The organism is Variovorax sp. Varisp41 (genome assembly GCF_047325085.1).
Classification (GTDB): Bacteria; Pseudomonadota; Gammaproteobacteria; order Burkholderiales; family Burkholderiaceae_C; genus Variovorax.
The window spans coordinates 1413819-1437628 of the sequence record NZ_CP168541.1; the positions used below are offsets into that span (position 1 = coordinate 1413819).

Consider the following 23810-nt stretch of genomic DNA (forward strand, 5'->3'; position numbering starts at 1 on the left):
CCGCTTCGGTCCTGAAACTCGGGCGCCTTCACGATCTGCCCAATGAATCAGCGACCACCTCGTCGACCAAACGTCATGGTCTCGAACACGCCATCCCTTCGCACCCAGGCATGAAGAAGCGCGGCGGCGAAGTGCAGCAAGAAGACGGCGAACAAGCAGAACGCCAGGAAGCGATGGGCGCTCCACAAGATGCTGTGCAACTCGGCACTGGATGGAACGATGGAGGGAGCCGCATCCCGCCCCAGCGGGGTGTCGATCGCGACCCGTTATGAGTCGACTCGCTGGCTGAACCACGGAACGCACCGCGATCAGACAGCAGGTAGTGGGTGTGTTTAGAACTTTTCATCTCATGCCCTTTCAACAGCTTGGCAAGCAGCCAGAAAACGCCGGCCTGGCGCTTGCTCAGGGCTTCGTTCGACAAGAGATGACTGCTGGTTACACGCCCTTCGTAGATTTCCACCGAAACATGGCTCGCCGCGTAGACGCCGACAAGAGGCAAGCTTGGGTGATGCTGCAACGCAAGTGAATGGCGCCGGATTCTCTATTCGACCGCCTTGCCCATCTCCTCGACCACCTTATTAGCGTCGTCTGTGTAGGCTGCTTTGCCACGGCGACCTTCACATGAGTCAACCCATCGACGCCAAGCTGAAACTGGGTCGGTGTCGCGCTGTATCGACCCAGGCCATGAGGTCGAAATTTCTGGGCCCGCCTGCATCAAGCGCGGCAACGAGGCTCCCTGAGATCGGGATGGTCGGTCCGCAGCGAGTGCTGACGACTACGAGGCATTGAGCGACGCCGAACACACTTGTCTGCGTCCTCGTCGCGACTTGGCAGAGTTGCTCTGGCGATCAAACGGAGCGCTGGCGGCCGCACTCGAGGCCATGGTTTCCAGCGCCGCTGCTCTCTATTTCCCCTGGAACTTCGCCGCTCTCTTCTGCGCCCAGGCCGATTGCCCCTCGCGCAGATCTTCCGAGAGGTAGGCCCTGCGAATGCTCGCGTCGAGCGCCTGCGGGTCGAGCGTGCCGCGCGCGATGCGGTTGAGGTGATGCTTCATGCCGGTCAGCGCGATCGGCGCCATCGACGCGCAGTCGCGCACCAGGGCACTGATCTCCTCCTCCAGCTGATCGGGCTCGACGAGCTGCGTCAGGTAGCCGATGCGCTTCATCTCCACGGCATCGATCTTGCGCGCCGTCAGGAACAGCAGCTTGGCGTTGTCCAGGCCGAGGCGGCTCACGTAGCGCTCCAGGCCCGAGCGGTAGTAGTGCAAGCCGAGGCGTGCGGCGGGCATGAACATGTCGATGCCCGTGGTCCCGACACGGAAATCGCAGGCGAGGGCGAGATCGGTCGCGCCGCCGTACACGCCGCCATGCAGCACCGCCACCGTGACTGCACGCGCCATCTCCAGCGCATCGACCACCCCCTCGAAGTCGACCTTGCGCTCTGCGCCGATGCTGCCGATGTCGTAGCCGCTGCAAAAATACTTGCCGCTGCCGCGCAACAGCAGCACCAGCACTTCGGGCCGCGCGTCGACCTCGGCAATCAGCGCGGCCAGCCGCTCGAGGTCGTCGGCGCTCAGGCGGTTGGCTTGTGCGGGGCGCCGCAGGCGAATGGTCGCGACCGCGCCCTCGATGCGAAGCTCGGGCAGGTCGGAGGACTCGGTGGGTTCGGTGATCGCGTTCATCGGCCTTGGAAAATGGGAGGACGTTTGGCGAGGAAGGCGCGGCGGCCCTCCCTGTAGTCTTCGCTGTCGAAGCATTGCAGCACGAGCGGCGCGATCTCGTCGGCCGCGGCGCTGTCCGAGTAGCGTTCGAACGCCTGGATGGCTTTCTTGGCGGCGTGCACCGTGAGCGGCGCATTCGCGGCGATCCTCTGCGCATAGGCGCTCACGGCTTCATCGAGCGCGACATCCTCGACCACCGTGTTGACCAGACCGAGCCGCAAGGCCTCGGGGGCTTCGAGGAAGCGCGCGCTGAAGAGGATGTCCTTCGCGGCCGACGGCCCGACCAGCCGCGCCAGCGCGGCCACGCCACGGTAGTCGTAGCCCAGGCCGAGCCTGGCGGCCGGAATGGCGAAGCGCGAGGACGACGCCGCGATCCGGATGTCGGCAGCCAGCGCGATGGCCAGGCCGCCGCCCACGCAGTAGCCCTGGATCATCGCGACCAGCGGCTTGCTCAACGCGGCCAGGCCGGCATGGCCGCGAGCGGCCACCTCGTCGTAGCTCTTCTTCTGCGCCGCGTCGGCGCGGTGCTGCTCGAACTCGGAGATGTCGGCGCCCGAGACGAAGGCCTTGCCACCCGCGCCCTTCATCACGACCACCCGCACGCCCGGATCGCGCTCGAAGGCCTCCGCCACCGCGCCCAGTCCCTGCCACATGTCCAGCGACATCGCGTTGCGGCGCTCGGGATGGTTGAAAGTGATCCAGCCGATGCCCTCGCGCACTTCGCCAAGGATGCGGCCCGTGCCCAGCGACTGCAGGACTCGGTCTTGCGCCTTCATGCCACCACCCCTTCCTTGCGCAGCGACGCGACGGACTCGTCGCCGTAGCCGAGCTCGCGCAGCACTTCATCGGTGTGCTCGCCCGCATCGGGCGCCGCGCGATGGAAGGCCTCGGCGTGCGGGCAGTCCGACAGGTTGATCGGCGAGCGCAGCAGTTCCAGCGTACCCAGCGCCGCATGGGGCGCCGGACGCGTCATGCGCAGGTGCCGGGCCTGCGCATCCTCGAAGGCCTGGCCGATGTCGTAGACGGGGCCGCAGGGCACGCCTGCATCGTTCAGCCGCTCCACCAGTTCGCGCACGCCCAGGCCGCGCGTGATGGCGCTAATGGCCTCCTCGAGCTCGCGCCGGTGCGCGAGACGCGAGGGCTGGTCCTTGTAGCGCTCGTCCTGCGCCAGATGCGGGGCGCCGAGCACCTCGCACAGCCGGGCCCACATCGCGGCGCCAGGCCCGCAGATGTTGACCTTTCCGTCGCGGGCATCGAACGTGCCCATCGGCACCAGCGTGGGATGCGAATTGCCCTCCTGCCGCGGCACCTCGCCCTCGACCGTGTAGCGCGCGCCCTGGAAGTCGAGCTTGTTGAGCATGGCCTCCAGCAGCGAGGTATGCACCCACTGGCCGCGGCCCGTGCGTTGGCGGTGCAGCAAGGCCAGCAGGATGCCCTGGCCCAGGAACATGCCCGAGGTGGTGTCGGAGATCGCGATGCCGGTGCGGTAGGGACCACGCCCGGGTTCGCCCGTGACCGAACTCAGCCCGCTCATGCCCTGCACGATCTGGTCGAGGCCCGGGCGGCCCGCGTACGGGCCGGTCTGGCCGAAGCCCGAGATGCTGGCCAGGATGATCCGCGGATTGATCGCGCGCAACGCCTCGTAGCTCAGGCCCAAGCGCTCCTTGACCGAGGCGCGGAAATTCTCGACCACGACGTCGCTGCGCTCGACGAGCTGGCGCAGCACGCGCATGCCTTCAGGGGTCTTGAGGTTGACGCTCAGGCTGCGCTTGTTGCGGTGCAGGTTCTGTTCGTCGGAGCCGCGGCGCGGCCCGAGCGTGGGCTTGCGGTCGGGCGGGTCGATGCGCACCACGTCGGCGCCCCAGTCGGCCAGCAGGCGCACCGCGACCGGGCCCGCGCGCGCGATGGTGAGGTCGAGCACGCGGCAGCCCGTGAGCGGCAGATCGGATTCGATGGAATGGGGCATGGTGGACTCGTGCGGTGGATGCATCACTGGATGGCGGCCACGGCGCCGGGGTCGACATAGATCGTCGAGCGCTGGCCGATCTCGAGCACCGTGGACGGCGCCGCGTGCACCTTGAGCGACGCCCCGCCTCCGCTGGGTCGCACCAGGTAGTTCCAGTATTCGCCGAGGTAGGTGCGTCCGACGACCGAGACGTCGCCCAGCGCCACCGCGCCCGCGGGCGCGGCATCGAGGTACAGCGACTGGGGCCGGATCGAGGCCAGCAGGCGGGCGCCGCCGGCCGCGCCCCCGGGCAGCGCGAAGCCCGCCGCCAGCCCGTCGAGCCGCAGGCGGTCGCCGTCGAGCTCGCCCTCGACCAGGTTGGTCTTGCCGATGAAGCCCGCGACGAAGGGCGTTCGCGGGCGGTTGTAGAGGTTCCACGGGGTGTCGATCTGCTCGAGCCGGCCCTGGTGCAACACCGCGATGCGGTCGGAGATCGCCATCGCCTCGGCCTGGTCGTGCGTCACGTAGACCGTGGTGAAGTGGAACTGGTCGTGCAGCCGGCGGATCTCGGTGGCCATCTCCTCGCGCAGATTCGCGTCGAGATTGGACAGCGGCTCGTCGAGCAGCAGCACTTCGGGCCGCACGATCATCGCGCGCGCCAGCGCCACGCGCTGCTGCTGTCCGCCCGAGAGCTCGGCCGGATAACGCTGCGCGAGGGCGCCGAGCTTGACCACGTCGAGCATCTCCGCCACGCGCCGCGCGATCTCCGCATCGGGTGTCTTGCGCACCCGCAGGCCGAAGCCCACGTTCTGCGCCACCGTCATGTTCGGCCAGATCGCGTAGCTCTGAAAGATCATCGACATGCCGCGGTGCTCGGGCGACACCGAGCGCGCGGGCGACGAGATCTCGGCGCCGTCGACCACGATCGTGCCGTCCGACGGCTCGATGAAGCCCGCGATCATGCGCAGCGTGGTGGTCTTGCCGCAGCCCGAGGGGCCCAGCAGCGTGACCAGTTCGCCGCGCTGCAGCTGCAGCGAGACCGCATCGACCACCGGCGTCGCGCCGTAGCGCTTGCTGAGGTTCCTGAGTTCGAGTTTGGACATGCGTCGGTTCTCTTTTGTGTGCATGCGGGTTCAGGAGCGGCGCAGCATGAAGTCGCGGCCCGCGAGCCTCATGCCGATTCCCACGACGATGGTCACGATCACCACCAGCACCACGCCCATCGCGGCGAGCGTCTCGTAGTTGCCCTGTTCGCTGAGGTCGAGCGTCAGCACCGACACCACACGCGATTCGGGACCGGTGAGGAAGACCGCGGTCGACAGCTCCTTCGTGCAGATGACGAACACCAGGATGAAGGCCCCCACCAGCGTCTTCTTGAGCAGCGGCGCCACCACCTGCGTGAGCACCGTGAGGCGTCCGCCGCCGAGGATGCGCACCGCCTCCTCGAGCTCCGGGTTGAGTGCGCGCACGCCGGCCGAACTCGCCGCCACCGAGATCGGCAGGAAGCGCGTTGTGAAGGCGATCACGATCAGCACGCCCATGCCGTAGAGGCTGAAAGGCGGCCCGGCATAGGCCGCATACAGGCCGATGGCCAGGATCAACCCCGGGACGGCCACCGGTGCCAGCGCCATGAACTGCACGAAGGTGGGAAAAGGGGTGATGCGCCGCTGCGTGGCGTAGGCGATGCAGATGCCCATGCCCACGCACACCAGCGCGGTGGCGCCGGAGTACAGCACGGTGTTGAGGATGGCCGCGCGCACGGTCAGCTGCTCGAAGAAGATGCTGTGGAAGTTCGCCAGCGTCAGGTTGTCCAGCGACAGCCCGCGGCCCCAGGCCTTGGACAGCGACGCCAGGATCAGGATGGCCAGCGGCAGGATCACCGTGAGCAGCGCGACCAGCACCGAATAGCCCAGCAGCAGCCACTTCCACGAGCCGATGTCGAAGGGCCGGCGCTCGCCGCCCTTGCCCGACACCGACACGTAACCGCGGCGCGCGAGCAGCTTGCGCTGCAGCATCAGCAGCACGATGGTCAACAGCAGGATCGGCATCGAAAAGGCCGCGGCGCGCTCGACCTGCAGCGGATACTGGAAGAACGACACGATCTGCGTCGTCGCGAGGTTGATGCGCGCCGGAATCGCGATCAGCGCCGGCGTTCCGTAGAGCGCGATCGCCTCGAGAAAGATCAGGATCGCCGCGCCCACGATCGAGGGCAGCACCAGCGGCAGCGTCACCCGTGCCATGGTCTGGAACTTGCCGGCGCCATGGATCGATGCCGCATCCTCGAGCTCGGTCGATACCAGGTCGAGCGCCGACTTCGTGAACACGTAGATCAGCGGGTAGGTGTACAGCGCGATGACGAAGGCCAGGCCCCAGAAGCTGAAGATGTTGAACGGCCCCTTGGCGGTGCCCAGGAGCTCGACCACCAGTCGGTTGAGCCAACCCGCGTTCGGGCCCGCGAGCAGGATCCAGGCGATGGCGCCGAGGAAGTTGGGCATCACGAAGGCCGCGAGCACGCTCAGGTGCGTGAAGCCTCGGCCCGGCATGTTGGTGCGCGAGACCGCGAGCGCCAGCGGCACGCCCAGCAGCAACGCCAGCGCGGTGACCGCCGCGCCGAGATAGAGCGAATTGAGCAGCGCCTGCAGGTTGCGGCTGCGGCCGAGTGCCTGGGCATAGCTCTGCAGCGACCATTGGCCCTCGGCGGTATGGAAGCTGTCCCACACCAGCCGCAGGATCGGGTTGGCCACCAGCAGCAACAGCACCGCGATCAGCACGGCGAAGAACCAGATCGCCGGGTCGCCCAGGCGATGCGGCGTGCGGCGCGCCACCGGCAGCGCGAGAACGGCGGCCTTAGACACCGAAGGCATCCCGCCAGAGCTCGATCACCTTGGGAATCTGCGCCACCATCTGCGGCGGCGTGGGCGCCAGCAGCGGGCTCGCGTCGCTCAGGCCGAGCACGCCGGGCGCGGGCTTGGCATTGGCGCGCAGCGGCACGCTGAATTCCTCGACCGAGATGCGCTCAGTGTCCTCGCTACCGAGCAGCCATTCCATGAACAGCCGCGAGGCGTTCGGCCGCCGGGTGTTGGCCATGATCGCCGATGGCGAAAGGATCAGCACCGGGCCCTCTTTCGGCGCCAGCGTGGCCACGGGGTTGCCGCGCGAGGCCGAGCGCGCAGCCAGGCTCATCGGGCCGGCCGAGATCGACGCCTCGCCGGAGATCACGGTGGTCACCGCATCGATGGTGGAGCGGCTCACGTGCGCCTTGGCGGCCGCGAGCTTGGCGAACCAGCCCTCTCCGAAGAGCTTGCGCATCTCGATGCACCAGGCGCCTGCCGCGCCGCTGTAGGCCGGGTGCGCCACAAGCGCGGCACCGCTCCACTTCGCATCGAGCAGGTCGTTCCAGCTCTTGGGCGCGGCTGCGGCCTGCACCTTCTGCGTGTTGTAGATCAGGCCCATCATGAAACAGCTGGAAGCGTGAAAGTACGCATCCGGGTCCATGTTCTGCACCCGCTTGTCCTGCCGCGCGACCGCGGCCGGCAGGTACTTCAGCAGCAGGTTGCGGCCCTTGAGGTCGACGTAGTGCGCCAGATCGGTGGAAGTGAACACGTCGCAGTTGGGCGTGCCGGCTTTCAGGTCCTGGTTCAGGCGCTGGAACGCCACCTGGGCGGTGGTGCGCACGACGTTGACCTTCACGCCCGGATAGCGGGTGCTGAAAGTTCGACCCATCTTCTCGGCCACCTCGGAGGTCTGCGGCACCGTGTACCAGGTGAGCTCGCCCTCCTTGCGCGCCGCCTCGTGCAGCGTGGCCAGGTTGATGGGCTGGGCTCGCACGACATAGGGGGCGACCAGGGCACCGGCGGCCAGGAGGCCGAACTCTCGTCTGCGCAACTGCATGGATGTCTCCTTGAATCGGGACCGATCGGCGTCGGCCAACAAAGTATGCACAACATCAAACAATAAATACACTAGGTGTTTGTATGAATCCATTGATGGCGAGTGCAGCCGTCTAATCGCGGTCCATGACACAAAGCGTCGCCATCCACATCCATCGCCACGGCGATGCCGAGGTTCTGTCAGACACGACGGTCGAGGTGCCGCCGCCCGCCGCGGGCGAACTGCAGATCCGCCAGAGCGCCATCGGGCTGAACTTCGCCGACATCTACCAGCGCCGCGGTTCGCACGGCCCGCACGCAGCGACCCCGTTCCCGATCACGCTGGGCGCGCAGGGCGCGGGCGTGGTCGAGGCGATCGGCGCGGGCGTGACGGGTTTCGCGCGCGGGCAGGCGGTGGCGTACGTCCATGCCGGCGCCTACCAGGTGACGCGCAACCTCCCGGCGCACCGCGTGGTGCCGCTGCCAGACACCGTGTCGCAGGAACTGGCCGGCGCCACCCTGCTGCGCGGTCTCACCGCCGAGTACCTGCTGCGACGGCTGCACGTGGTGCGACCCGGCCAGACCGTGCTCGTGCATGCGGCCGCCGGCGGCATGGGCGTGATCCTGTCGCAATGGGCGCGCGCGCTCGGCGCGACCGTGATCGGCACCGTGGGCTCGCCCGAGAAGGCGCGCGTCGCGCTCTCGCACGGCTGCCACCATGCGGTCGACTACCGCCGCGAAGACTTCGCGGCACGCACCCTGGCGCTCACCGGTGGCGCGGGCGTCGACGTGGTCTACGACGCGGTCGGCAAGGACGTCTTCCTGCCCTCGCTGCAATGCACGCGTCCGCGCGGCATCGTGATCAGCTACGGCACCGCCTCGGGCGACGTCGAGGCCTTCGACCTGCAGTTGCTCCACGCGAAGTCGCTGAGCGTGTGCCGTCCGACCCTGCGCAGCTTCATCGCCGATCCCCAGGAACTGCGCGCTGCGGCGCGGGCCTTTTTCGGCGCCCTGACCGAGGGGCAGGTGCGGCTGGAGATCGGTCACCGCTATGCGCTGGCCGACGTGCGGCGCGCCCACCGCGAACTCGAAGGCCGCGCCACCACCGGCGCGACCGTGCTCATTCCCTGAACGAGAGGACGACCACCATGCGACTTTTTCATGCCTGGCTGTCCAGCGCCTCGCGCCGCGTGCGCCTGTGCCTGGCCGAGAAGCAGATCGACTACGAAAGCGTTGCCGTCGACCTCGGCAAGCAGGAGCAGCACGCGCCCGCATTTCTCGCGATGAACCCGAACGGCGTGGTGCCCGCGCTGGAGATCGCGCCGGGTCGCTTTCTTCACGAGAGCTCGACCATCTGCGAGTTCCTCGACGACATCCAGCCCACGCCGCCCCTGCGTCCCGTCGACCCCTACGCGCTCGCCCAATTGCGCAACTTCGTGCGCTGGACCGACGAGAAGGCGTTGCCCAACCTGCTGATCCTCAACTGGAGCCTGATGCTGCAGCCGATGGCCCGGCAGTGGAGCGATGAGGAACTGCAGCAGAAGATCGCCCGCATCCCCACGGCCGAGCGGCGCGAAGCCTGGGTCCGAATCGCGCGCCAGCCCTATTCCGACGAGGAGAAGGCCGAGGCCCGGCGCAAGCTGTTGCTGCTCGTCGACAAGATGGAGGCCATGCTCGCCGGCTCGGCGTCGCCCGCACCTTCGGCTTGGCTGATCGGCGAGCACTACTCGCTGGCCGACATCGCCGCCGTGCCCTTCATCGCCCGCATCGCCGAGATCGCGCCCGAGGCGCTCGATGCGTCAGCCAGCCCGCGCGTGCATGCCTGGTGGGAGGCCGTGCGGCAACGGCCGGCCTTCGCGGCCGCGCGGCTGCAGGCCTTCGGCGAGGTGCTCCAGCAACGCGAACACGCCAGCACGGCCGGCCACTGAAGCGAGACCGACGCACCAGGCCCGCGTACTATCATCCGGGCGACACAACATGGCCACCACTTCCCGCGTCAACCTCAGCGACAAGATTCGCGAAGCCCTCGAGGACGAGATCGTTTCCGGCAAGCTCTACGCCGGCTGCCGCCTCGACGAACAGGAACTGATGGAGCGCTTCAACGTCTCGCGCACGCCCGCGCGCGAAGCGCTGCAGCAACTGGCGACCGCTGGCCTGGTCGACATCGTGCCGCGCCACGGCGCCGTGGTCGCGACGCTCTCGCTCACGGAGTACGTCGCGATGCTCGAGATGCTCACCGAGCTGGAAGGCCTGGCCGCCCGCCTGTCGGCGCGCCGCATGCCCGCGGCGCTGCGCAAGGACCTCGAGGCCTCGATGCGGGCCTGCGAGGAGGCCGCGGCCCAGGACGATCCTGTTGCCTACGAGCGCGCCAACCGCTGGTTCCACGAGACCGTGTACGACGGCAGCCTCAACGAGGTGCTCGCGCGCCAGTTGCGACTCATGCGCCTGCGCATGCGGCATCCACAGCGCTCGCTGTTCGACCGGCCCAACCGGGTGCGCAACTCGATGGTCGAACACCGAGCGATCGTGCAGGCGATCCTGAATGGGGACGAAGACGGCGCCGACCGCGCCATGTCGATGCACATCTCCAGCGGTGGAAATGTATATGTCGATGCCGTCGCCAAGGGCGCGTCGAAAAAGCACACCGTTCCCTCCGCTTAGAGCCTCCACGACGGCCCGATCGCAGGCAAGGGGGCTTCTCTTTTCAGGCTTGCCACGCCGCATCGAGGGCGACCACATCGGCGCGGTCGCGGGCTAGGTCGATTTCGTGCGCGCCGCATTGCAATCTGACGGTGGGGTCTCGATCATCGTGCTGCCTCCACCGGGAAGGACGGCCGCTCGAAGATCGCCAGCCGGCTCCATGGACCGGTGACGACGGCCCGCGGCGATGTCGACGTGATCGCCACCGAGCACAGCATGGCCCGGCTGCGAGGGCTGACGATCCGCGAGCGCGTGGAGGCCATGGTGTCGATCGCGGCGCCCGAGCACCGCGAGCCGTTGCGGTGCGAAGCCAGGCCGCTGCTTCGCACTGCTTAGAAATGCATCCTCAAGACCATGGCGAGTCAACGACGGAACCAAGGGGGCAACGAGCACACTGCCTATCGTGCAGGGCCGCCCAACGGGCATCGCGCAACGATCTGTCGAATCCGACACCTGTTCATCAGCGATCGCATCCGCACCCCACGAGATGTTGGAAATCCAACGTTCAATGGACAGCGGGTCGGTACCCGACCGCAAACCTTTGCGTCATATCGTTCAGGCGCTTGTCTAGAGACCACAGTTCGGCGCCAGGCGTCATCAGCGTCGATGCCACAAGGGTCAGGTCCACGAGGCCACACCCCAATCCAAAGAGACGCTCTTTTTCGATGAAGAGGAGCACTTCGCGCAGGCTGGCTTGCTGCACATGTTGCAGGTGATGCAGATATCCGAGCGTCTGGGTACGCGCTGGCGGTGTACCGCATGCAAGCTCCCCTATCACCATCGGATGAATCAATACTTGGTCAAGTCCAAGCAGCTGCTCCAAGGTGGAGTTCCGCGCGCGAAAATGATCAACTCAAACCGAGGTATCAATTTGCACCAGCGTCATGAACAGGTGCCGCGTCCCGACGAGGAACATCGGAGATCTCGGGCATCCGTCCCCCAAGCGCCGCAAGCCGTTTTGCGGACTGCACTCTCACAAAAGTTTTGATCGCTTCCCTGAATAGATCCGCCTTGTTCATACTCGGATCCGCTACTTTGAGCGCCTCCTCATACAACGTGTCGTCGATCGTGACGGTCGTTCTCATAAGCTCCTTGTTCTCGGACTCGATGCCATCGATCGTCCACCCCGGCGCGACAACCGTCAACGGACATGCTTGCTCACGGCAGCAGGGGCTGTATTCCCGCGGCGGCCTCAGGGCCGGCCGACGAAATGCCGGGTCGGAGATTTGACATCCGACCCGCTTCTCGGATTGCGCCTACAAGCAACACCACCGCCCAAGCCTCAATGTTGGGATCATTCGCGGCGACGGCTCCCGGGCCTACGGGATCTTGCACTCGGCTTCCTGAACATCGGCCTTGGCTATCGCAGCGACCGCTTGGGGCGCGACTGAACTGTGCGCTTGTTGTTCCTCCACAAATATCGAAGTGCTTATGTCACTCCTCTGGACCATTTTGATCGGCTTCGTCGCAGGCTTGGTCGCGCGTGCCGTGTTGCCTGGGCGCCAAGCTCTTGGCTTCATATGGACCACCGTCCTGGGCATCGTCGGCGCCCTGCTCGCGACTTATCTCGGACGCGCCCTGGGGTGGTATGAAGCGGGCGCTGGAGCAGGCTTCGTGGCTTCCGTCGTCGGTGCAGTGGTCGTGCTGGCCATCTACGGCGCCGTCCGCAAGCGCTCCTGAACAGGAGCGAAGAGCGCAGCAGGCGCACATGAAGGGGAGACAGGGCAGCCAGGGCGGGCCGGCTTGAAACACCAACACCCAGAGCCCTGCCTTGCCGATCGAAACTAACCATGTCGAGCCTAGCCACCCTCACGCATCGCATCATTCACGTGAACGGCATCGCCTTGCACGTGGCTCTCGCAGGCAGTGAGGATGCGCCTTTGGTCATCCTGCTGCATGGCTTTCCAGAATACTGGGGTGCTTGGCGCAAGCAGATCGGTCCCCTGGTCGATGCAGGCTTTCGCGTCGCGATCCCTGATCAGCGCGGCTACGGAAACTCGGACAAACCCGGTTCGATCTCTGCCTACGCCCTCGACACCCTGGCCGACGACATTCGCGAGCTGGCCGAGCATCTTCAGGCGCCTCGATTCAGCCTGGTGGGCCACGATTGGGGCGGCATGGTGGCTTGGCATCTGGCCGCTCGCGACAAGACGGCCGTCGATCGTCTCGTCATCCTCAACGCGCCTCACCCGGCCAGCATGTTCTTGTACACGCTCAGCCATCCCCTTCAAATGCTGCGCAGCAGCTACATCGCATTTTTCCAAGTGCCCTTTGTGCCAGACGCTGTGCTCGCAGCACGGAACTTCGCGCTGCTGGAGAAGGCGCTGACTCGCAGTGCACGCCCCCACACCTTCAAGGATGCCGAACTGCGCGCTTATCGTGAGGCTTGGGCGCAGCCGGGAGCGGTCGCCGCGATGCTGCGGTGGTATCGCGCGCTGCCGCTCGCGCGACCACATCGAGGCTTGATCGACGCGAAGGTGCGCATCATCTGGGGTGAAGCGGATGCTGCGCTTGAACCGGGGCTTGCCGCCACAGCGCTGCCGTTTTGCCGAGACGCAGACATCGTTCGGCTCGAGAAGGCCACACACTGGCTCCATCACGAGGAGCCCCCGCGAGTGAATGCGGCGCTCATCGAGTTTCTTTCTCCGGCAAGCTGACAGCGCGCGACGCCAGCCGCCCACCAGGGGATACACGTCCTTGCCCGCTTCGGCAGCGGTGCTGTACGGCCCCACCCATCGCCGGGGATGAAATCCCTGCGCTCCCCCTCAGCAGATCGACCTGCTTTCCGTCGCGCTCGACGGTTACAGGAGGCGTCAAACGGCGATGCTTGATCGCCTGGCCTACGCCGCCTCCTCACGCGCTGACAGGCGCTGCCAACCATGCCTCGAGGCGCGTTCAGTTCGAACGAGTCGCTGCGGGAATCAAATTTCCTCGCCAACGGGCCGAAAGAAACTCGGACCTGTTCACCTTGAGTGCCGCAGGCAGACCCAGGCTTGCCCCCGCTACACGGTTCGCACCCCAAGCCCTAGGCAATTCCTCTTGCGGCCGAGAAGGGCAGCAGGTCGGGCGCCTCGCTACTGCAGCGTGCGGATGAAGAGTTGCTTGAGGACGGCGGCGTGGTGCGGTGCCGCGTGAAGATGCGCGGCATGCGCTGTCGCCAAAGCGGCGCCCGAGCGCCGGAATACTCAAATCGATCCAATTCCTCACGACCCTTCTGCGTCACGGTCAGCACCTGCGCTGCGAGACCTTCACCGAACGGACCGGCGAATCCGCCGGATCGGGAAGAGCCGCGACGACAAGCCCGGCAGCCCGCAAGATGCGGAGTTGATCGAGCTCTTCGTTTCGATAGATCGGCATCGGTAGACGAGAAGTCTCGATCTGTTGAAGCAAGCTTGTGGTCATACAAACCTCCTCTTCGTCGACCCAAACTTCGACGGGTTCAAGTTAGCGGCAGCGGCAAAAAATTTCAAGAGCGTCCGCAATCAACCCGCTCAGCCTCATTCGCCGTTGCAGCGGTGCCCACGCACGCCTGGCGCAGCGCATCTTGGCCGAACGCAAGTGCTGTCGGGATCCGATGTGCTCGTCGCACCAACGAATCGGACCTTTCTGACTGCCATAGCGTTTGGCGGGCTTTCGAGAATTCTGGCGAAGCGATGCGCCTATCGCCTACGGCCCTATCGAGACGAGGATCCGATCTTGAGCTCCCCATGACCCATATCACAGGAGCTATGCCATGACCACGAATCGTTCCCAGCCCGATGCCTGCAGCCTGCTGGACACCGACCACAAGAACGTCAAGAAGATGTTCACCGCCTACGACGAAGTCGCCAGCTCGAAGTCGGCCCGCGCAACCGCACAAAAGCGCGAGCTTGCGCAGCAGATCTGCGCAGAACTCACAGTACACACCCAGCTCGAGGAAGAAATCTTCTACCCCGCGGTGCGGGAGGCCATCAAGGAGACCGACTTGCTGGACGAGGCTGAGGTCGAACACGCGAGCGCCAAGGATCTCATCGCTCAGATCCAGGAAGCCGAGGACATCGACGAGATGTTCGATGCCAAGGTGAAGGTGCTCGGCGAGTACATCGACCACCATGTGAAGGAAGAGCGCAACGAGATGTTCCCGAAGGCCCGTGCCGCCAAGGGTCTGGACCTCGTGGCCATGCGCGAGCAGTTGATGGCGCGCAAGGAAGAATTGATGGCCGAGGTGATGGCCGGCGCATGAGCTTCGTCGCGCCCGCAAGAGCCCGCCTTTCGGCGGGCTTTCTTTTGAGCCGTGCATGGGCCATCAAACATTCCAGCAAGCCTGCGGGGCTGCGTCGCTGAGCATGTTGACGCACCGCGAGACGCACTCGCCTGAATGCGCGCCCCTCCACCGAGGCCACAAGTTGTCCAGCGTCCAGGCGTCCAGGCGTCCAGGCGTCCAGGCGTCGAAGCATCCTCACTCGATCGCCTGAAAGCTCCCCGCCGCAGGAGCGCCGTCTCACGCAACAACGCACTCGGCGCATGCCGATACTCTACATACAAAATATAACCGATCAGTCACAAATACGACCCTTCGCCCAAGAAATCGGCGGATGGTATGCATTTCCTCGTTCAAATGCGACAATCGATGGCTCCACCCATACCCTCGGATTGAGCATGACAGTTCTCAACAGCTGCTCCTGCAGCATCGTCCATTTGAAGAGCGTAGAGCGCCGTCCCTGGATGCGAGTGTTCCCGTGGTTAGAGGCCTACCAGTGTGGGAACTGCGCAAAGGTGCAGTTGCTCCGCAAGGATGCGGTCGACCAAGCGCTGGTCGACTATGCATCTAGGCTTCGCGTCCATCCGAGATCGCATCGACCTGCGCCGTGGTCCAAGGCAAAAGACAGCACCGCAAGCTTCAACAAGCGGCACTGATGCCCGCTGGACCGTCGGTGGCGTCCGGCCACCCGTTCCAGCAAATCGGCGAGTGCCGCCGCACGCCCCCCTGTGCCGGGCCACCCGCCGCACGACAGTGCGGACAAGCCACCGAGCCCCGCAGAAGCAAGCGTCTGCCCGTCGTCAAAATGAGCCATGCGGCTAGCGGCCGAACCGCACCGCTTGGCTCTTGAAGCCCGATGTCAGAGTCGCCAACTGCTGGCCCGCCGCGCCGAGAATTTCCAGCATCGACGTCCTTGCCGCAAGTGCAGCGGAAGCGCCCTACGGAATCGGCCTCGGCTCAAGAGAAACTTTGCGCCTTTCTCCACCTATGAGTGTGCTCAGAACCTTCATCGGAATCGCGGTGTTCCCATTTCTAGCCGTCATCGTCATGGTCATCGGCTTCGCCTGCGCCGCCGCTCATGCCATCGCCCTTCCAGCCCTGTATTGGTGGGACCGCTACAGGGAGCGAAATCCGACGCCCATCGGACGAAAGAAATCCAGGGCTGAGCCCCAAGGCTGAGCCGCCTGCACCGCCGCGCCGGCAGCTTAAAGATGGCGGGCGATAGCCGCGAAGGGCCTCCGCTCGCAAGAGAGTACGGCGGCTCGGCGCCTGCAAGTGCCGGACCATCTGATGGCAACGCGTGGATTGCCTGCGCACTCAAGCAGTTGGTGCCCCTTCGCTGAGCGCTCCCGGTCCCAGGAAAATTGCTTACTTCGGCCGGCGCCGGATGGAATGCCAATCAGCTGCTGCGATGCGACCACTACTCCTGCGCGGCCCAGCACACCAAACGCAGCTCACTCAGTGGCAGCGCCACATGACTCCCGTCGGCAAAGCGCACCTCGCCCTTGTCGGCGTCGTGGGCCTTGATGCGCAATGTCCCCCGGCGCCCGCCGTGTTCGACCACCAGCACCGTACGGCCCGCGCTGCGCGTCGCTGTCGCCCGGGCAACAGAGCGCTCGGCCTTCTCCGTCGGAGCAGGCTCTGGCGCTTCCTGCGTGGCCAGCATCGCTTCAACCTCCGCGCGGGTGGTCGGTGCGTCCCGCTCAAAGGCGGCCGCCACCGTTTCTGGCGCGCGGCGCCAGGCCGTGACAAGTCGGTAGAGGCCACGAAGGTCAAGGCCGATGCGCCCTTCGTCGATCGCTTGCCTGAGCGGCGGCGGCATATCGTTCAGCGCGGCCGCCTCCGTGACGAAAGATCGGGACTTGGCCAGCCTGCGAGCGATGTCCGCGCGCGACATTCCCTCGGCCTCGCGCAGTTGGACGAACAGCGCGAGGTCCAGTGGGGACATGTCCTCGCGATGCAGGTTCTCCACCGCCTGAGCAAACGGGTCCGCTCGATCGTCCAGAAATGCGGGCACCGTGATCAGGCCTGCCTGTCGAGCGGCACGCACGCGCCGCTCGCCGCGGTTGATCAGATAGCGTCCAGCTGCAGCCCGGTTCGCTCGCACGGACACCGGCTCGAGCACCCCGTGCACACGAATCGATTCGCTCAGCTCGACCAGAGCCTGCTCGCCGACGCGACGACGCGGCTGGTCGGGATCGGGATCGATCAACGCGAGCGCGATCTCCAGGGGCGCTTGCAGCGCACTTGCAGTGCCAGCTGAATCGAGAAGCTCGGAAGCCCGAAACTTGTGGAGCCCGCTGAGGTCGAGTGGCTTGATGTCCTTCATGATGGCATGCCCGAAGATGCCACGTCTTGCGCGTCCATGCGACGCTGTAGCAGCTCGAAAACCTCCCTTACCTCCAAGCACGCGTCACGTGCTGAGCCCTTGGCCAGCGTCCAGACCGACACACCCTGCGACAACGCTTCCGGAATGGCCGAGCGCGTCGAGATGTGTGCGGGAACGATGTATTCGGCAAAGCTTTGGACGAGTTGCCGCATCGCTGCCTTTTGCCGCACGGAGTGAGGGTTGAAGCGATTGAGCACGATGCCGGCGAGGCGCAGCTGAGGGTTGTAGCGCTGACGCACACCGAAGACCGTCTTGAGCATGTCGGTCACGCCATCGATGCTGTACTCCTCCAACTCGATCGGACAGACCACATCGGTGGCGGCGATCAGTGAGGCGCTCATTCGCAAGCCGAGCGCGGGTGGCGTGTCGATGACCACCACGTCAAACAGCGAGCTCAGAGCCTCGACGTTCCGGCGAAACACCGGGATGGCAACCTCCGCCTTGGCGAGTTCGACGTCTGCAAGGTTCTTCGAGGCCGGCGCCAATGCAAGCCGGCCTTCTCCTGCGAGCTGATCGTTCACCTCGGTTTCGTGCGCGAAAAGCCCGGCTGCGCGCATACCCTGGGCATATGCACGCAGCGTTTTGGAGGCATTGCCTTGCGTGTCAAGGTCGATGAGGCACACGGATCTGTCGTGCTTCTCGCGTTGCCAGAACGCGTAAAGCACCGCGAGCGTGGTCTTCCCTACCCCGCCCTTCTGATTGCTGAAGACCACCACCTTGCCCATGCCATCCCCTTGGTCGAAGGTTTGTTCGACGCAAGCGTGCAGCCACCGCAGTGTGCGGAGCAGTTCGCTGGCCTGAGAGGACCCGTGCGTCGACGCCGGTCGACGGCGTCGAGAACGCCTGCCGGCAAAGGTGCGCATTGGAGACCAGAGGTGCCCGGCCGATGACTACCCGAACTGATAGTGGCGTGGTAGCCCTCGCGCACAGACATTGCACCCGATGCAAATCTCCACCAACTTCTCGAACCCTCCTCTTGGGGTGCAACGGCCCATCCAGCGTTGCATGCGATGCAATACGCGCCTAGCGAAGGCATCTGCGGCACCGCGCTTGACGGCATGGCCAGAAAGGCCCCAGGGAACGTGCCAAGGAACGCGCCTTCAGATGTTCTCAGGAGCGCTCCTAAAGACGCTCCTGGGAACAATCCTCGCTGCACTGGCTTGCCTATCCGCCGGCGCCGAGCCCAGCATGCCGCCCATCGTGCAAGCAACGCGCGACAGCGAGCGCGTCGCCATCCTCAGACAGGAGCTCCAGAACACCAAAGCGTCCATCGACGCCTTGGCTCGCCGTCATGCGGCGCGTCTGAAGGCCGCAGATGCCGAGGGCGCGGCCGAAGTCGACACGGAGCGTGCACGCGCGCTCGGGGATCTGGTCGCGCTCGAGCGAGAGCTCGCAACGGCCTTACAAGAAAGCCCGTCTGCGCCGCGGCAGCGCAGCGCCAACAGACCACGGTCGACGGACACGAAGCCCACCGCGCGCCGCTCGGATGCGGCAGCACCCGCGCGCTGGTGGGACGTGTATCGGCAACGCATCGGCAGCGCGGACCCATCGGCGCCACCGCCCGCGGGATCTCTTTCCCCTGTTCCGCCCAGCGTGAGAAACAAAGAAAGTGGCACATGAACTTCAACACTCGTGATATCCACCGTCCGGCGACGCGCCATTCAAGAGCGCCGACGCTTGCCCTGCGCGTCCTGCTCGCCGCCGCTCTGTGTGTGCTGTGGCCCCTCATGGCGCATGCGGGCAGCCCGTTTGCAACCGGCGCCAACGCCGCGCAGCAGCAACTCGTTGCGATCCTGACACCCATTGCAGCCGTCGCGGTGATGGTCTCGGGTGCGATGGCCTGGTTCGGGCGGCTGAGCTGGTGGTGGCTGGTGGCGGTGGTGATCGGCACGGTGCTGGTGTTCGGCGGCCCGCAGATCGTCTCGTGGATCCGTGGCCTCTTCGGCGTCTGAGGGGCGGCCATGCATCGCAACCACGGCATCACGGCGGACCCTCTTTTTGTCGGCATGACCCGGCCCTCCATGGTCTGGGGCGTGACCTACTCCGCCATGATGTTCAACATCGTCGTGACCATCGAATCCTTCATCGTCACGAAGAACCTCGCCTGGCTGCTCGCCTTCGTCCCGATCCATGGCGTGCTCTACCTCGTATGCCTCTACGAGCCACGTTTCTTCGACCTGCTGCAGTTGTGGGGCCGCACGCGCTTGCCAGGGGCGCTCAACGGAAACCTGCGCTTCTGGCGCGCCAACTCCTACAGCCCGCTCGCTCTGACCCTGCCTGGTGCCCGCGGCCGCCGCCGGGACCGACACGTGCAGGTGCTGATCGCCGTGGAGGGTGCGCTGTGCGATTGACCACCCGTTCTGAATCGACATTGCGCCGCGAAGCGAGCGCGGCCTCGATGATCCCCTTCTCCTCGCACGTCGATGCCCATGTGGTTCGCCTGCGCTCAGGAGACTATGTCCAGACCCTGCGCCTGGGGGGCGCAAGCTTCGAGAGCGCTGACGACGAGGACCTCAACAACTGGCATGAACGCCTGAACGTGCTGCTGCGCAACATCGCATCACCACATCTGGCGCTGTGGACCCACGTCGTACGCAGGCGAGAGACAGGCTACCCCGCCGGGCGCACCGTCCCCGGCTTTGCCGATGAGCTCGAGCAGCGCTACCGCCGCAAGATGGCCGAGGAGCGGCTCATGGTCAACGAGCTCTATCTGTCCGTCGTCTACCGTCCCCAGTCCACCCGTGTCGGCAACGCGGCGCTGGCCTTCCTCAAGCGAACCGACGCACAGGGCGCCCTGGCAGAGCTCAAGGACTCCCTGGACACATGCACCAAGCTTCGCCAGGAGTTACTGGCCTCACTGGAGCGCTACGACCCCGAGCCACTGGGCATCTACCGACCGATAGGCACACAAAAACCGTTCTCCTCGCTGCTCGAGTTTTTCGCAATGCTGATCAATGGGGAGTGGCAGCGCATGCCGCTGCCACGATCTCCGCTCAACGAGGTACTTGCCACATCCCGCCCCTTCTTCGGCAACGAAGCCATGGAGTACCGCTCGGGGACGCAAAGTCGCATCGGTGCCTTCCTCGGCATCAAGGAGTACCCGACGCCCACGGCGCCCGGCATGTTCAGCGGCCTTCTCACGGCCGACTTTCCGTTCATCCTCGCGCAGAGCTTCACATTCCTGGCCAAAGGCACCGCGGTGGACGTGATGCGCCGGCAGCACAACCGCATGGCGGCCGCAGGCGATCTGGCCGTCTCGCAGGTCGACGAGCTCGCAGACGCGCTGGATGACCTGGTCAGCAACCGTTTCGTCGTCGGCGATCATCACTTCAGCCTGCATGTGCTCGCCGATGCCGAGGAAGGCGCGGGCGCCGTCGAGGGCGTACCGCGGCTCAAGCAACTCAACGACCACATCGCGCGGGCTCGCTACCTGCTCGGCGACACCGGGATGGTTGTCGCACGCGAGGACCTGGCACTCGAGGCCGCGTTCTGGGCGCAGTTACCGGGCAACTTCGGCTACCGGACGCGCAAGGCGCCGATCACGAGCCGCAACTTCGCGGCCATGTCGCCCTTTCACAACTTCCCGACGGGTCGCGCGCGCGGAAACTTTTGGGGTGATGCGCTGGCGATGCTCACGACACGCGCAGGCTCGCCCTACTACTTCTCATTGCATGCGAGCGACCCGCGCAGCCCCGATGGTGGCAGCCGTCGCGATGTGGGCCATGTCACGGGCGTCGGGCCCGTTGGTACGGGCAAGACGACCTTTCTCGGGTTTTGCATCGTCGCGATCTGCAACCGTCTGGACGCCACCCAGATCATCTTCGACAAGGACGAGGGCCTCCACATCCTCGTGCGGGCATTGGGAGGCCAGTACCTTCCGTTGAAGAACGGCATTCCCACCGGCTGCAACCCGCTGCAGCTCGACGCAGGGGTCCCCACGAATCTCGAGTTCCTGCGGCAATGGCTGCGCCGCCTCGTGATGCGCTCGCCTCACGAGCTCCTGAGCGTGCGACAGGAAGACGACCTGGATCAGGCCCTGCACGGGACGCTCGCACTCGCGCCGCCTTACCGCCGCTTGTCGCGCTTGCTGGCTTTCCTGGACGTCACCGATCCGGAAGGTGTCCATGCGCGGCTGCGCAAATGGTGCGCCTCGGAGCGCGGTGACTACGCGTGGGTGTTCGACAACGACCACGACGTCGTCGCGCCACTGCTCGAGGCCCATGCGTTGGTCGGCTTCGACGTCACCGACTTCCTCGACAACGACGTGGTGCGCGCCCCGTTGACCATGTACCTCTTCCATCTCGTCAACTGCATGGTCGATGGCCGGCCGCTGGTGTGCTGGATGGACGAGTTCGCCAAGCTGCTCGATGACCCCGCATTCGCGAGCTTCGCGAAGAACGGCCTGGAGACGTGGCGCAAGAAGAACGCGAACATCGTGACCTTCACGCAGAGCACGCACCATGTGCTGGGCTCGAGCATCGCGCGAGCCATCGTGGAGCAAACGCCCACCAAGATCCTCTTTCCGAACCCCGAGGCCAACCACGCGGATTGCACCGAGGGTTTCAACCTCACCGAGCGTGAGTTCGCGCTGGTCAAGCAGGAACTCGTGCCCGGATCGCGTCAGTTCCTCATCAAGCAGAACCGCGACAGCGTCGTGGCCCAGTTGGACCTCAGGCATCTGGACGATGCGCTGGGCGTCATCTCGGGCCGTACCAGCAACGTCCGGCTCATGCAGGCGCTGATGAAGCGCCATGGAGACGCCCCCACCCAGTGGCTCGCCCCTTTTCGCGAGGCGCTGCTACAGCACGGCTCGCAACGACCTTCGCCCCAGGAGTTTCCACATGCCTAGAAAGCTGCTTCTCTTGCTTGTCACCTGCGCTGCGCTACTGGCTCCACTGCAAGCGCGTGCGGGGATTCCGGTCATCGACTTCGCGGCCATCGCCAACCTGATCCAGCAGATCATGTACTGGCAACAGCAGATCTCTGCCATGCAAAAGCAGTTCGACGAGCTCAAGGCCTCCAAGGAGCAACTCAAGCAGACCTACGAGTCGATGAGCGGCTCGCGCGGCATGGAGCAGCTTCTTGCGACTTCCGACGCAGCACGCAACTACTTGCCGAGCAACTACGCCGACCTGAGGAGGTCGCTCGACACGCCCGTGCCAGGCTATGCAGGCCTGTCGGAACAGGTGCGATCGATCGTGAGCGCCAACAGCGTGCTGTCGACGACGCAGATGGACGCGCTGAGCCCTGAGCTCAGGCAACTCGTCGAACAAGGCCGTCAATCTGCCGCCTTGCTGGATGGCATGACCCAGACGGCTTTTCAGAATACCAGCCAGAGGTTCTCTGCACTGCAGACGCTGATCACCGCCATCGCGCGAGCCCGAGACCCCAAGGCCATTCAGGAGCTGCAAGCGCGAATCCAGGGGGAGCAGAACATGTTGACGAACGAGCAGACCAAGCTCCAGGCGCTCTACCAGTTGTCCCAGGCTGATGAGGCAAGACTGCGCCAGCGAACCCGAGAACGCGTGGTGTCCGGCCACGGTGACTTCTCCAGGCGATTCACACCGACACCCTAGCCGCCCCTGCCGCATCGACACACCGCTTTGGCGCGCCACCGTCGTGGTCATCGCCACGGCGGCTTCGGGAAAGCCACTGGCTTCTCAAACGGCGAGCGGGCTGCCAATCACCCGCTGCGCTTGCAGCATGCGCACCAACCACAAGCCATGCGACCCCACGCAGAAGGCCGGCGGCGCATCCAGTGGCTGAGGTCAAAGTGGCGTCTCACGATTTTTGAAACTTCAGGAGCCAAGCCATGTTCTTTCGACAGCTTTGGACGCAGCTCGTCTCGCAGCTCACTGAGTTCATAGGCGCGAAGTCTGCCGCACTGGCGACTGCGGTCGAGCCCGCGGTGATCACGTTGGCAACGCTCTACGTGATGATCTGGGGATACCTTTCGCTCACCGGCAAGATTCAGGAACCCATTCTGGAGGGGATCAAGCGGATCTTCTTCATCGCGGTCATCCTGGGTGTGGCTTTGAGACTCTGGGCTTTCAACGAGCTCATCGTCGACACCTTCTTCAACGCCCCGACCCAACTCGCGGCAGCGATCGTCGGCGCCACGGATCCCGTCTCGACCATCGACACGATCTGGGAGAAGGGGGGAGAGGTCGCATTCAGCCTGTGGAGCAGGGGCGGTGTGCTCAATGGGGATGTGGGCTTCTACATCGCCGGCGCCGTCATCTACCTCATCATCGGCGCCGTCGCGGTCTACGCGCTTTTCCTTTTCGCCCTGTCGAAGATCGCGCTGTCCGTCGTGCTGGCGCTGGGCCCGATTTTCATCTCCCTGCTCTTCTTCGAAGCGACACGGCGCTTCTTCGAGGCATGGGTCGCCCAGCTCTCGAACTACGCGCTCGTCGCGGTGCTCGCAAGCATGGTCGCCTCGCTCATGCTGCAAGTCGTTGCGAACTACGCCGCTCAAACCGCGGAACGTGGCGCGGCGCTCACGACGGTGGATGCCATCAACATGGCCTTGATCGCAGCGGTGGTGCTGCTCGTGATGTGCCAGGTGATGCCGATCGCCGCCGGACTTGCCAGTGGCGTTGCGCTCAGTTCCTTCAGCGCTGTCGGTGGGCTCACCAAGTGGGCGCTCGGTGGCACCAGGCGCAGCGCGTACGAATTCGGCCGCGGCGTGCTCGACGGCCTGCACGGCGAACGCGGCAGCCGATGGGACTCCTTCCGTCGCCTGGGAGGCAACCGGGTCGGGTCGTCGATCGCTTCGCTGGCCGGCAGGGGTGCAGGCGCGCAGCGCCCCACCCTGCCCAGAGACCGAGTGATGAACCCCTCTTCCTCTCGGACTTGACCTTCCAAAACGACTTTATAGGAGCTCTCACGTGAGATTCATGGTCGCACTATTGCTCACTCTGGCGCTTGGCGGCTGCGGCACGCGA

General features: G+C 65.3%; 27 protein-coding genes and 1 pseudogene. 16 read left to right on the plus strand and 12 right to left on the minus strand.

Annotated features, from left to right (window positions below):
• Positions 1–47: 47 nt before the first annotated feature.
• A complete protein-coding gene (locus tag ACEN9J_RS37830; RefSeq protein ID WP_413765709.1) occupies positions 48–167 on the minus strand; it encodes a hypothetical protein in 120 nt (39 codons plus the stop codon).
• Here ACEN9J_RS37830 and ACEN9J_RS37835 point away from each other — a divergent pair.
• Both ACEN9J_RS37835 and ACEN9J_RS37840 read left to right on the plus strand, forming a co-directional pair.
• Complete coding sequence (locus ACEN9J_RS37835; protein WP_413765720.1) at positions 111–272, plus strand: hypothetical protein; 162 nt, start codon at positions 111–113, stop codon at positions 270–272. The two genes, ACEN9J_RS37830 and ACEN9J_RS37835, sit on opposite strands and share 57 nt — an antisense overlap.
• Before the next feature lie 77 nt (positions 273–349).
• Positions 350–526: a hypothetical protein gene (locus ACEN9J_RS37840; protein ID WP_413764950.1), complete on the plus strand. Its 177-nt coding sequence runs from the start codon at positions 350–352 to the stop codon at positions 524–526.
• 378 nt (positions 527–904) lie between these two features.
• Here ACEN9J_RS37840 and ACEN9J_RS37845 read toward each other — a convergent pair whose 3' ends face one another.
• The 6 genes from ACEN9J_RS37845 to ACEN9J_RS37870 are packed head-to-tail and all read right to left on the minus strand — an operon-like array spanning position 905 to position 7556.
• Complete coding sequence (locus tag ACEN9J_RS37845) at positions 905–1681, minus strand: enoyl-CoA hydratase/isomerase family protein (protein ID WP_413764951.1); 777 nt, start codon at positions 1679–1681, stop codon at positions 905–907.
• The gene (locus tag ACEN9J_RS37850) at positions 1678–2496 is read right to left on the minus strand and encodes an enoyl-CoA hydratase (RefSeq protein ID WP_296736611.1); all 819 of its coding nucleotides are present in this window, start codon (positions 2494–2496) and stop codon (positions 1678–1680) included. Before ACEN9J_RS37850 ends, ACEN9J_RS37845 begins: the two co-directional genes overlap by 4 nt.
• On the minus strand, positions 2493–3686 hold the full coding sequence (locus ACEN9J_RS37855) for a CaiB/BaiF CoA transferase family protein (protein ID WP_413764952.1): 1194 nt from the start codon (positions 3684–3686) through the stop codon (positions 2493–2495). The genes ACEN9J_RS37850 and ACEN9J_RS37855 overlap by 4 nt, the downstream gene beginning before the upstream one ends.
• A gap of 23 nt (positions 3687–3709) precedes the next feature.
• Positions 3710–4768 carry an ABC transporter ATP-binding protein gene (locus ACEN9J_RS37860; protein ID WP_057590457.1) on the minus strand — a complete coding sequence of 353 codons (1059 nt, stop codon included), beginning with the start codon at positions 4766–4768 and terminating at the stop codon, positions 3710–3712.
• Positions 4769–4798: 30 nt separating this feature from the next.
• Entirely contained in the window at positions 4799–6529 is a 1731-nt protein-coding gene (locus ACEN9J_RS37865; RefSeq protein ID WP_413764953.1) for an ABC transporter permease, read from the minus strand.
• Positions 6513–7556, minus strand: coding sequence for an ABC transporter substrate-binding protein (locus ACEN9J_RS37870; protein ID WP_413764954.1), 1044 nt, complete (start codon positions 7554–7556; stop codon positions 6513–6515). Before ACEN9J_RS37870 ends, ACEN9J_RS37865 begins: the two co-directional genes overlap by 17 nt.
• Before the next feature lie 125 nt (positions 7557–7681).
• On the opposite strand from ACEN9J_RS37870, the gene ACEN9J_RS37875 reads away from it, so the two are divergent.
• From ACEN9J_RS37875 to ACEN9J_RS37890, 4 genes and pseudogenes are all read left to right on the plus strand, one after another.
• Complete coding sequence (locus ACEN9J_RS37875; RefSeq protein ID WP_413764955.1) at positions 7682–8665, plus strand: quinone oxidoreductase family protein; 984 nt, start codon at positions 7682–7684, stop codon at positions 8663–8665.
• Positions 8666–8682: 17 nt separating this feature from the next.
• Positions 8683–9462 carry a glutathione S-transferase family protein gene (locus ACEN9J_RS37880; protein ID WP_296736594.1) on the plus strand — a complete coding sequence of 260 codons (780 nt, stop codon included), beginning with the start codon at positions 8683–8685 and terminating at the stop codon, positions 9460–9462.
• Between the two features lie 49 nt (positions 9463–9511).
• Entirely contained in the window at positions 9512–10195 is a 684-nt protein-coding gene (locus ACEN9J_RS37885) for a GntR family transcriptional regulator (RefSeq protein ID WP_057590462.1), read from the plus strand.
• 165 nt (positions 10196–10360) lie between these two features.
• Positions 10361–10570 (plus strand): annotated as a pseudogene (locus ACEN9J_RS37890) (acetyl-CoA hydrolase/transferase C-terminal domain-containing protein); the annotation flags it as partial.
• 169 nt (positions 10571–10739) lie between these two features.
• On the opposite strand, the gene ACEN9J_RS37895 reads toward ACEN9J_RS37890, so the two are convergent.
• Entirely contained in the window at positions 10740–11057 is a 318-nt protein-coding gene (locus ACEN9J_RS37895; RefSeq protein ID WP_413764956.1) for a VapC toxin family PIN domain ribonuclease, read from the minus strand.
• Between the two features lie 43 nt (positions 11058–11100).
• Positions 11101–11319: a type II toxin-antitoxin system VapB family antitoxin gene (locus tag ACEN9J_RS37900; RefSeq protein WP_413764957.1), complete on the minus strand. Its 219-nt coding sequence runs from the start codon at positions 11317–11319 to the stop codon at positions 11101–11103.
• A 346-nt stretch (positions 11320–11665) separates the two neighbouring features.
• Between ACEN9J_RS37900 and ACEN9J_RS37905 the strand changes: the two genes are divergently transcribed.
• Together ACEN9J_RS37905 and ACEN9J_RS37910 are read left to right on the plus strand one after the other, a co-directional pair.
• Positions 11666–11914 carry a GlsB/YeaQ/YmgE family stress response membrane protein gene (locus ACEN9J_RS37905; RefSeq protein ID WP_413764958.1) on the plus strand — a complete coding sequence of 83 codons (249 nt, stop codon included), beginning with the start codon at positions 11666–11668 and terminating at the stop codon, positions 11912–11914.
• A gap of 110 nt (positions 11915–12024) precedes the next feature.
• Positions 12025–12891 (plus strand): alpha/beta fold hydrolase, encoded by an 867-nt coding sequence (locus ACEN9J_RS37910; protein ID WP_413764959.1) that lies wholly within the window; start codon positions 12025–12027, stop codon positions 12889–12891.
• Positions 12892–13459: 568 nt separating this feature from the next.
• Here ACEN9J_RS37910 and ACEN9J_RS37915 read toward each other — a convergent pair.
• Complete coding sequence (locus ACEN9J_RS37915) at positions 13460–13636, minus strand: hypothetical protein (protein WP_296736426.1); 177 nt, start codon at positions 13634–13636, stop codon at positions 13460–13462.
• 331 nt (positions 13637–13967) lie between these two features.
• Here ACEN9J_RS37915 and ACEN9J_RS37920 point away from each other — a divergent pair, with 331 nt between their 5' ends.
• On the plus strand, positions 13968–14456 hold the full coding sequence (locus ACEN9J_RS37920) for a hemerythrin domain-containing protein (RefSeq protein ID WP_261211787.1): 489 nt from the start codon (positions 13968–13970) through the stop codon (positions 14454–14456).
• Between the two features lie 864 nt (positions 14457–15320).
• Positions 15321–15653 carry a hypothetical protein gene (locus tag ACEN9J_RS37925; protein WP_296736422.1) on the plus strand — a complete coding sequence of 111 codons (333 nt, stop codon included), beginning with the start codon at positions 15321–15323 and terminating at the stop codon, positions 15651–15653.
• Positions 15654–15894: 241 nt separating this feature from the next.
• On the opposite strand, the gene ACEN9J_RS37930 is transcribed toward ACEN9J_RS37925, so the two are convergent.
• On the minus strand, positions 15895–16803 hold the full coding sequence (locus ACEN9J_RS37930; RefSeq protein ID WP_296736420.1) for a ParB/RepB/Spo0J family partition protein: 909 nt from the start codon (positions 16801–16803) through the stop codon (positions 15895–15897).
• A complete protein-coding gene (locus ACEN9J_RS37935) occupies positions 16800–17588 on the minus strand; it encodes a ParA family protein (RefSeq protein ID WP_296736416.1) in 789 nt (262 codons plus the stop codon). The genes ACEN9J_RS37930 and ACEN9J_RS37935 overlap by 4 nt, the downstream gene beginning before the upstream one ends.
• 463 nt (positions 17589–18051) lie before the next feature.
• On the opposite strand from ACEN9J_RS37935, the gene ACEN9J_RS37940 reads away from it, so the two are divergent.
• The 6 genes from ACEN9J_RS37940 (at position 18052) to ACEN9J_RS37965 (ending at position 23722) form a co-directional block, all read left to right on the plus strand.
• Entirely contained in the window at positions 18052–18483 is a 432-nt protein-coding gene (locus ACEN9J_RS37940) for a hypothetical protein (protein ID WP_413764960.1), read from the plus strand.
• The gene (locus ACEN9J_RS37945) at positions 18480–18815 is read left to right on the plus strand and encodes a TrbC/VirB2 family protein (RefSeq protein WP_296736412.1); all 336 of its coding nucleotides are present in this window, start codon (positions 18480–18482) and stop codon (positions 18813–18815) included. The genes ACEN9J_RS37940 and ACEN9J_RS37945 overlap by 4 nt, the downstream gene beginning before the upstream one ends.
• A gap of 9 nt (positions 18816–18824) precedes the next feature.
• On the plus strand, positions 18825–19214 hold the full coding sequence (locus ACEN9J_RS37950) for a type IV secretion system protein VirB3 (protein WP_296736409.1): 390 nt from the start codon (positions 18825–18827) through the stop codon (positions 19212–19214).
• Complete coding sequence (locus ACEN9J_RS37955) at positions 19211–21712, plus strand: VirB4 family type IV secretion/conjugal transfer ATPase (RefSeq protein WP_413764961.1); 2502 nt, start codon at positions 19211–19213, stop codon at positions 21710–21712. The genes ACEN9J_RS37950 and ACEN9J_RS37955 overlap by 4 nt, the downstream gene beginning before the upstream one ends.
• On the plus strand, positions 21705–22439 hold the full coding sequence (locus tag ACEN9J_RS37960; protein ID WP_413764962.1) for a type IV secretion system protein: 735 nt from the start codon (positions 21705–21707) through the stop codon (positions 22437–22439). Before ACEN9J_RS37955 ends, ACEN9J_RS37960 begins: the two co-directional genes overlap by 8 nt.
• Before the next feature lie 236 nt (positions 22440–22675).
• Positions 22676–23722, plus strand: a complete 1047-nt coding sequence (locus tag ACEN9J_RS37965) for a type IV secretion system protein (RefSeq protein ID WP_413764963.1) — start codon at positions 22676–22678, stop codon at positions 23720–23722.
• Positions 23723–23810: the final 88 nt, after the last annotated feature.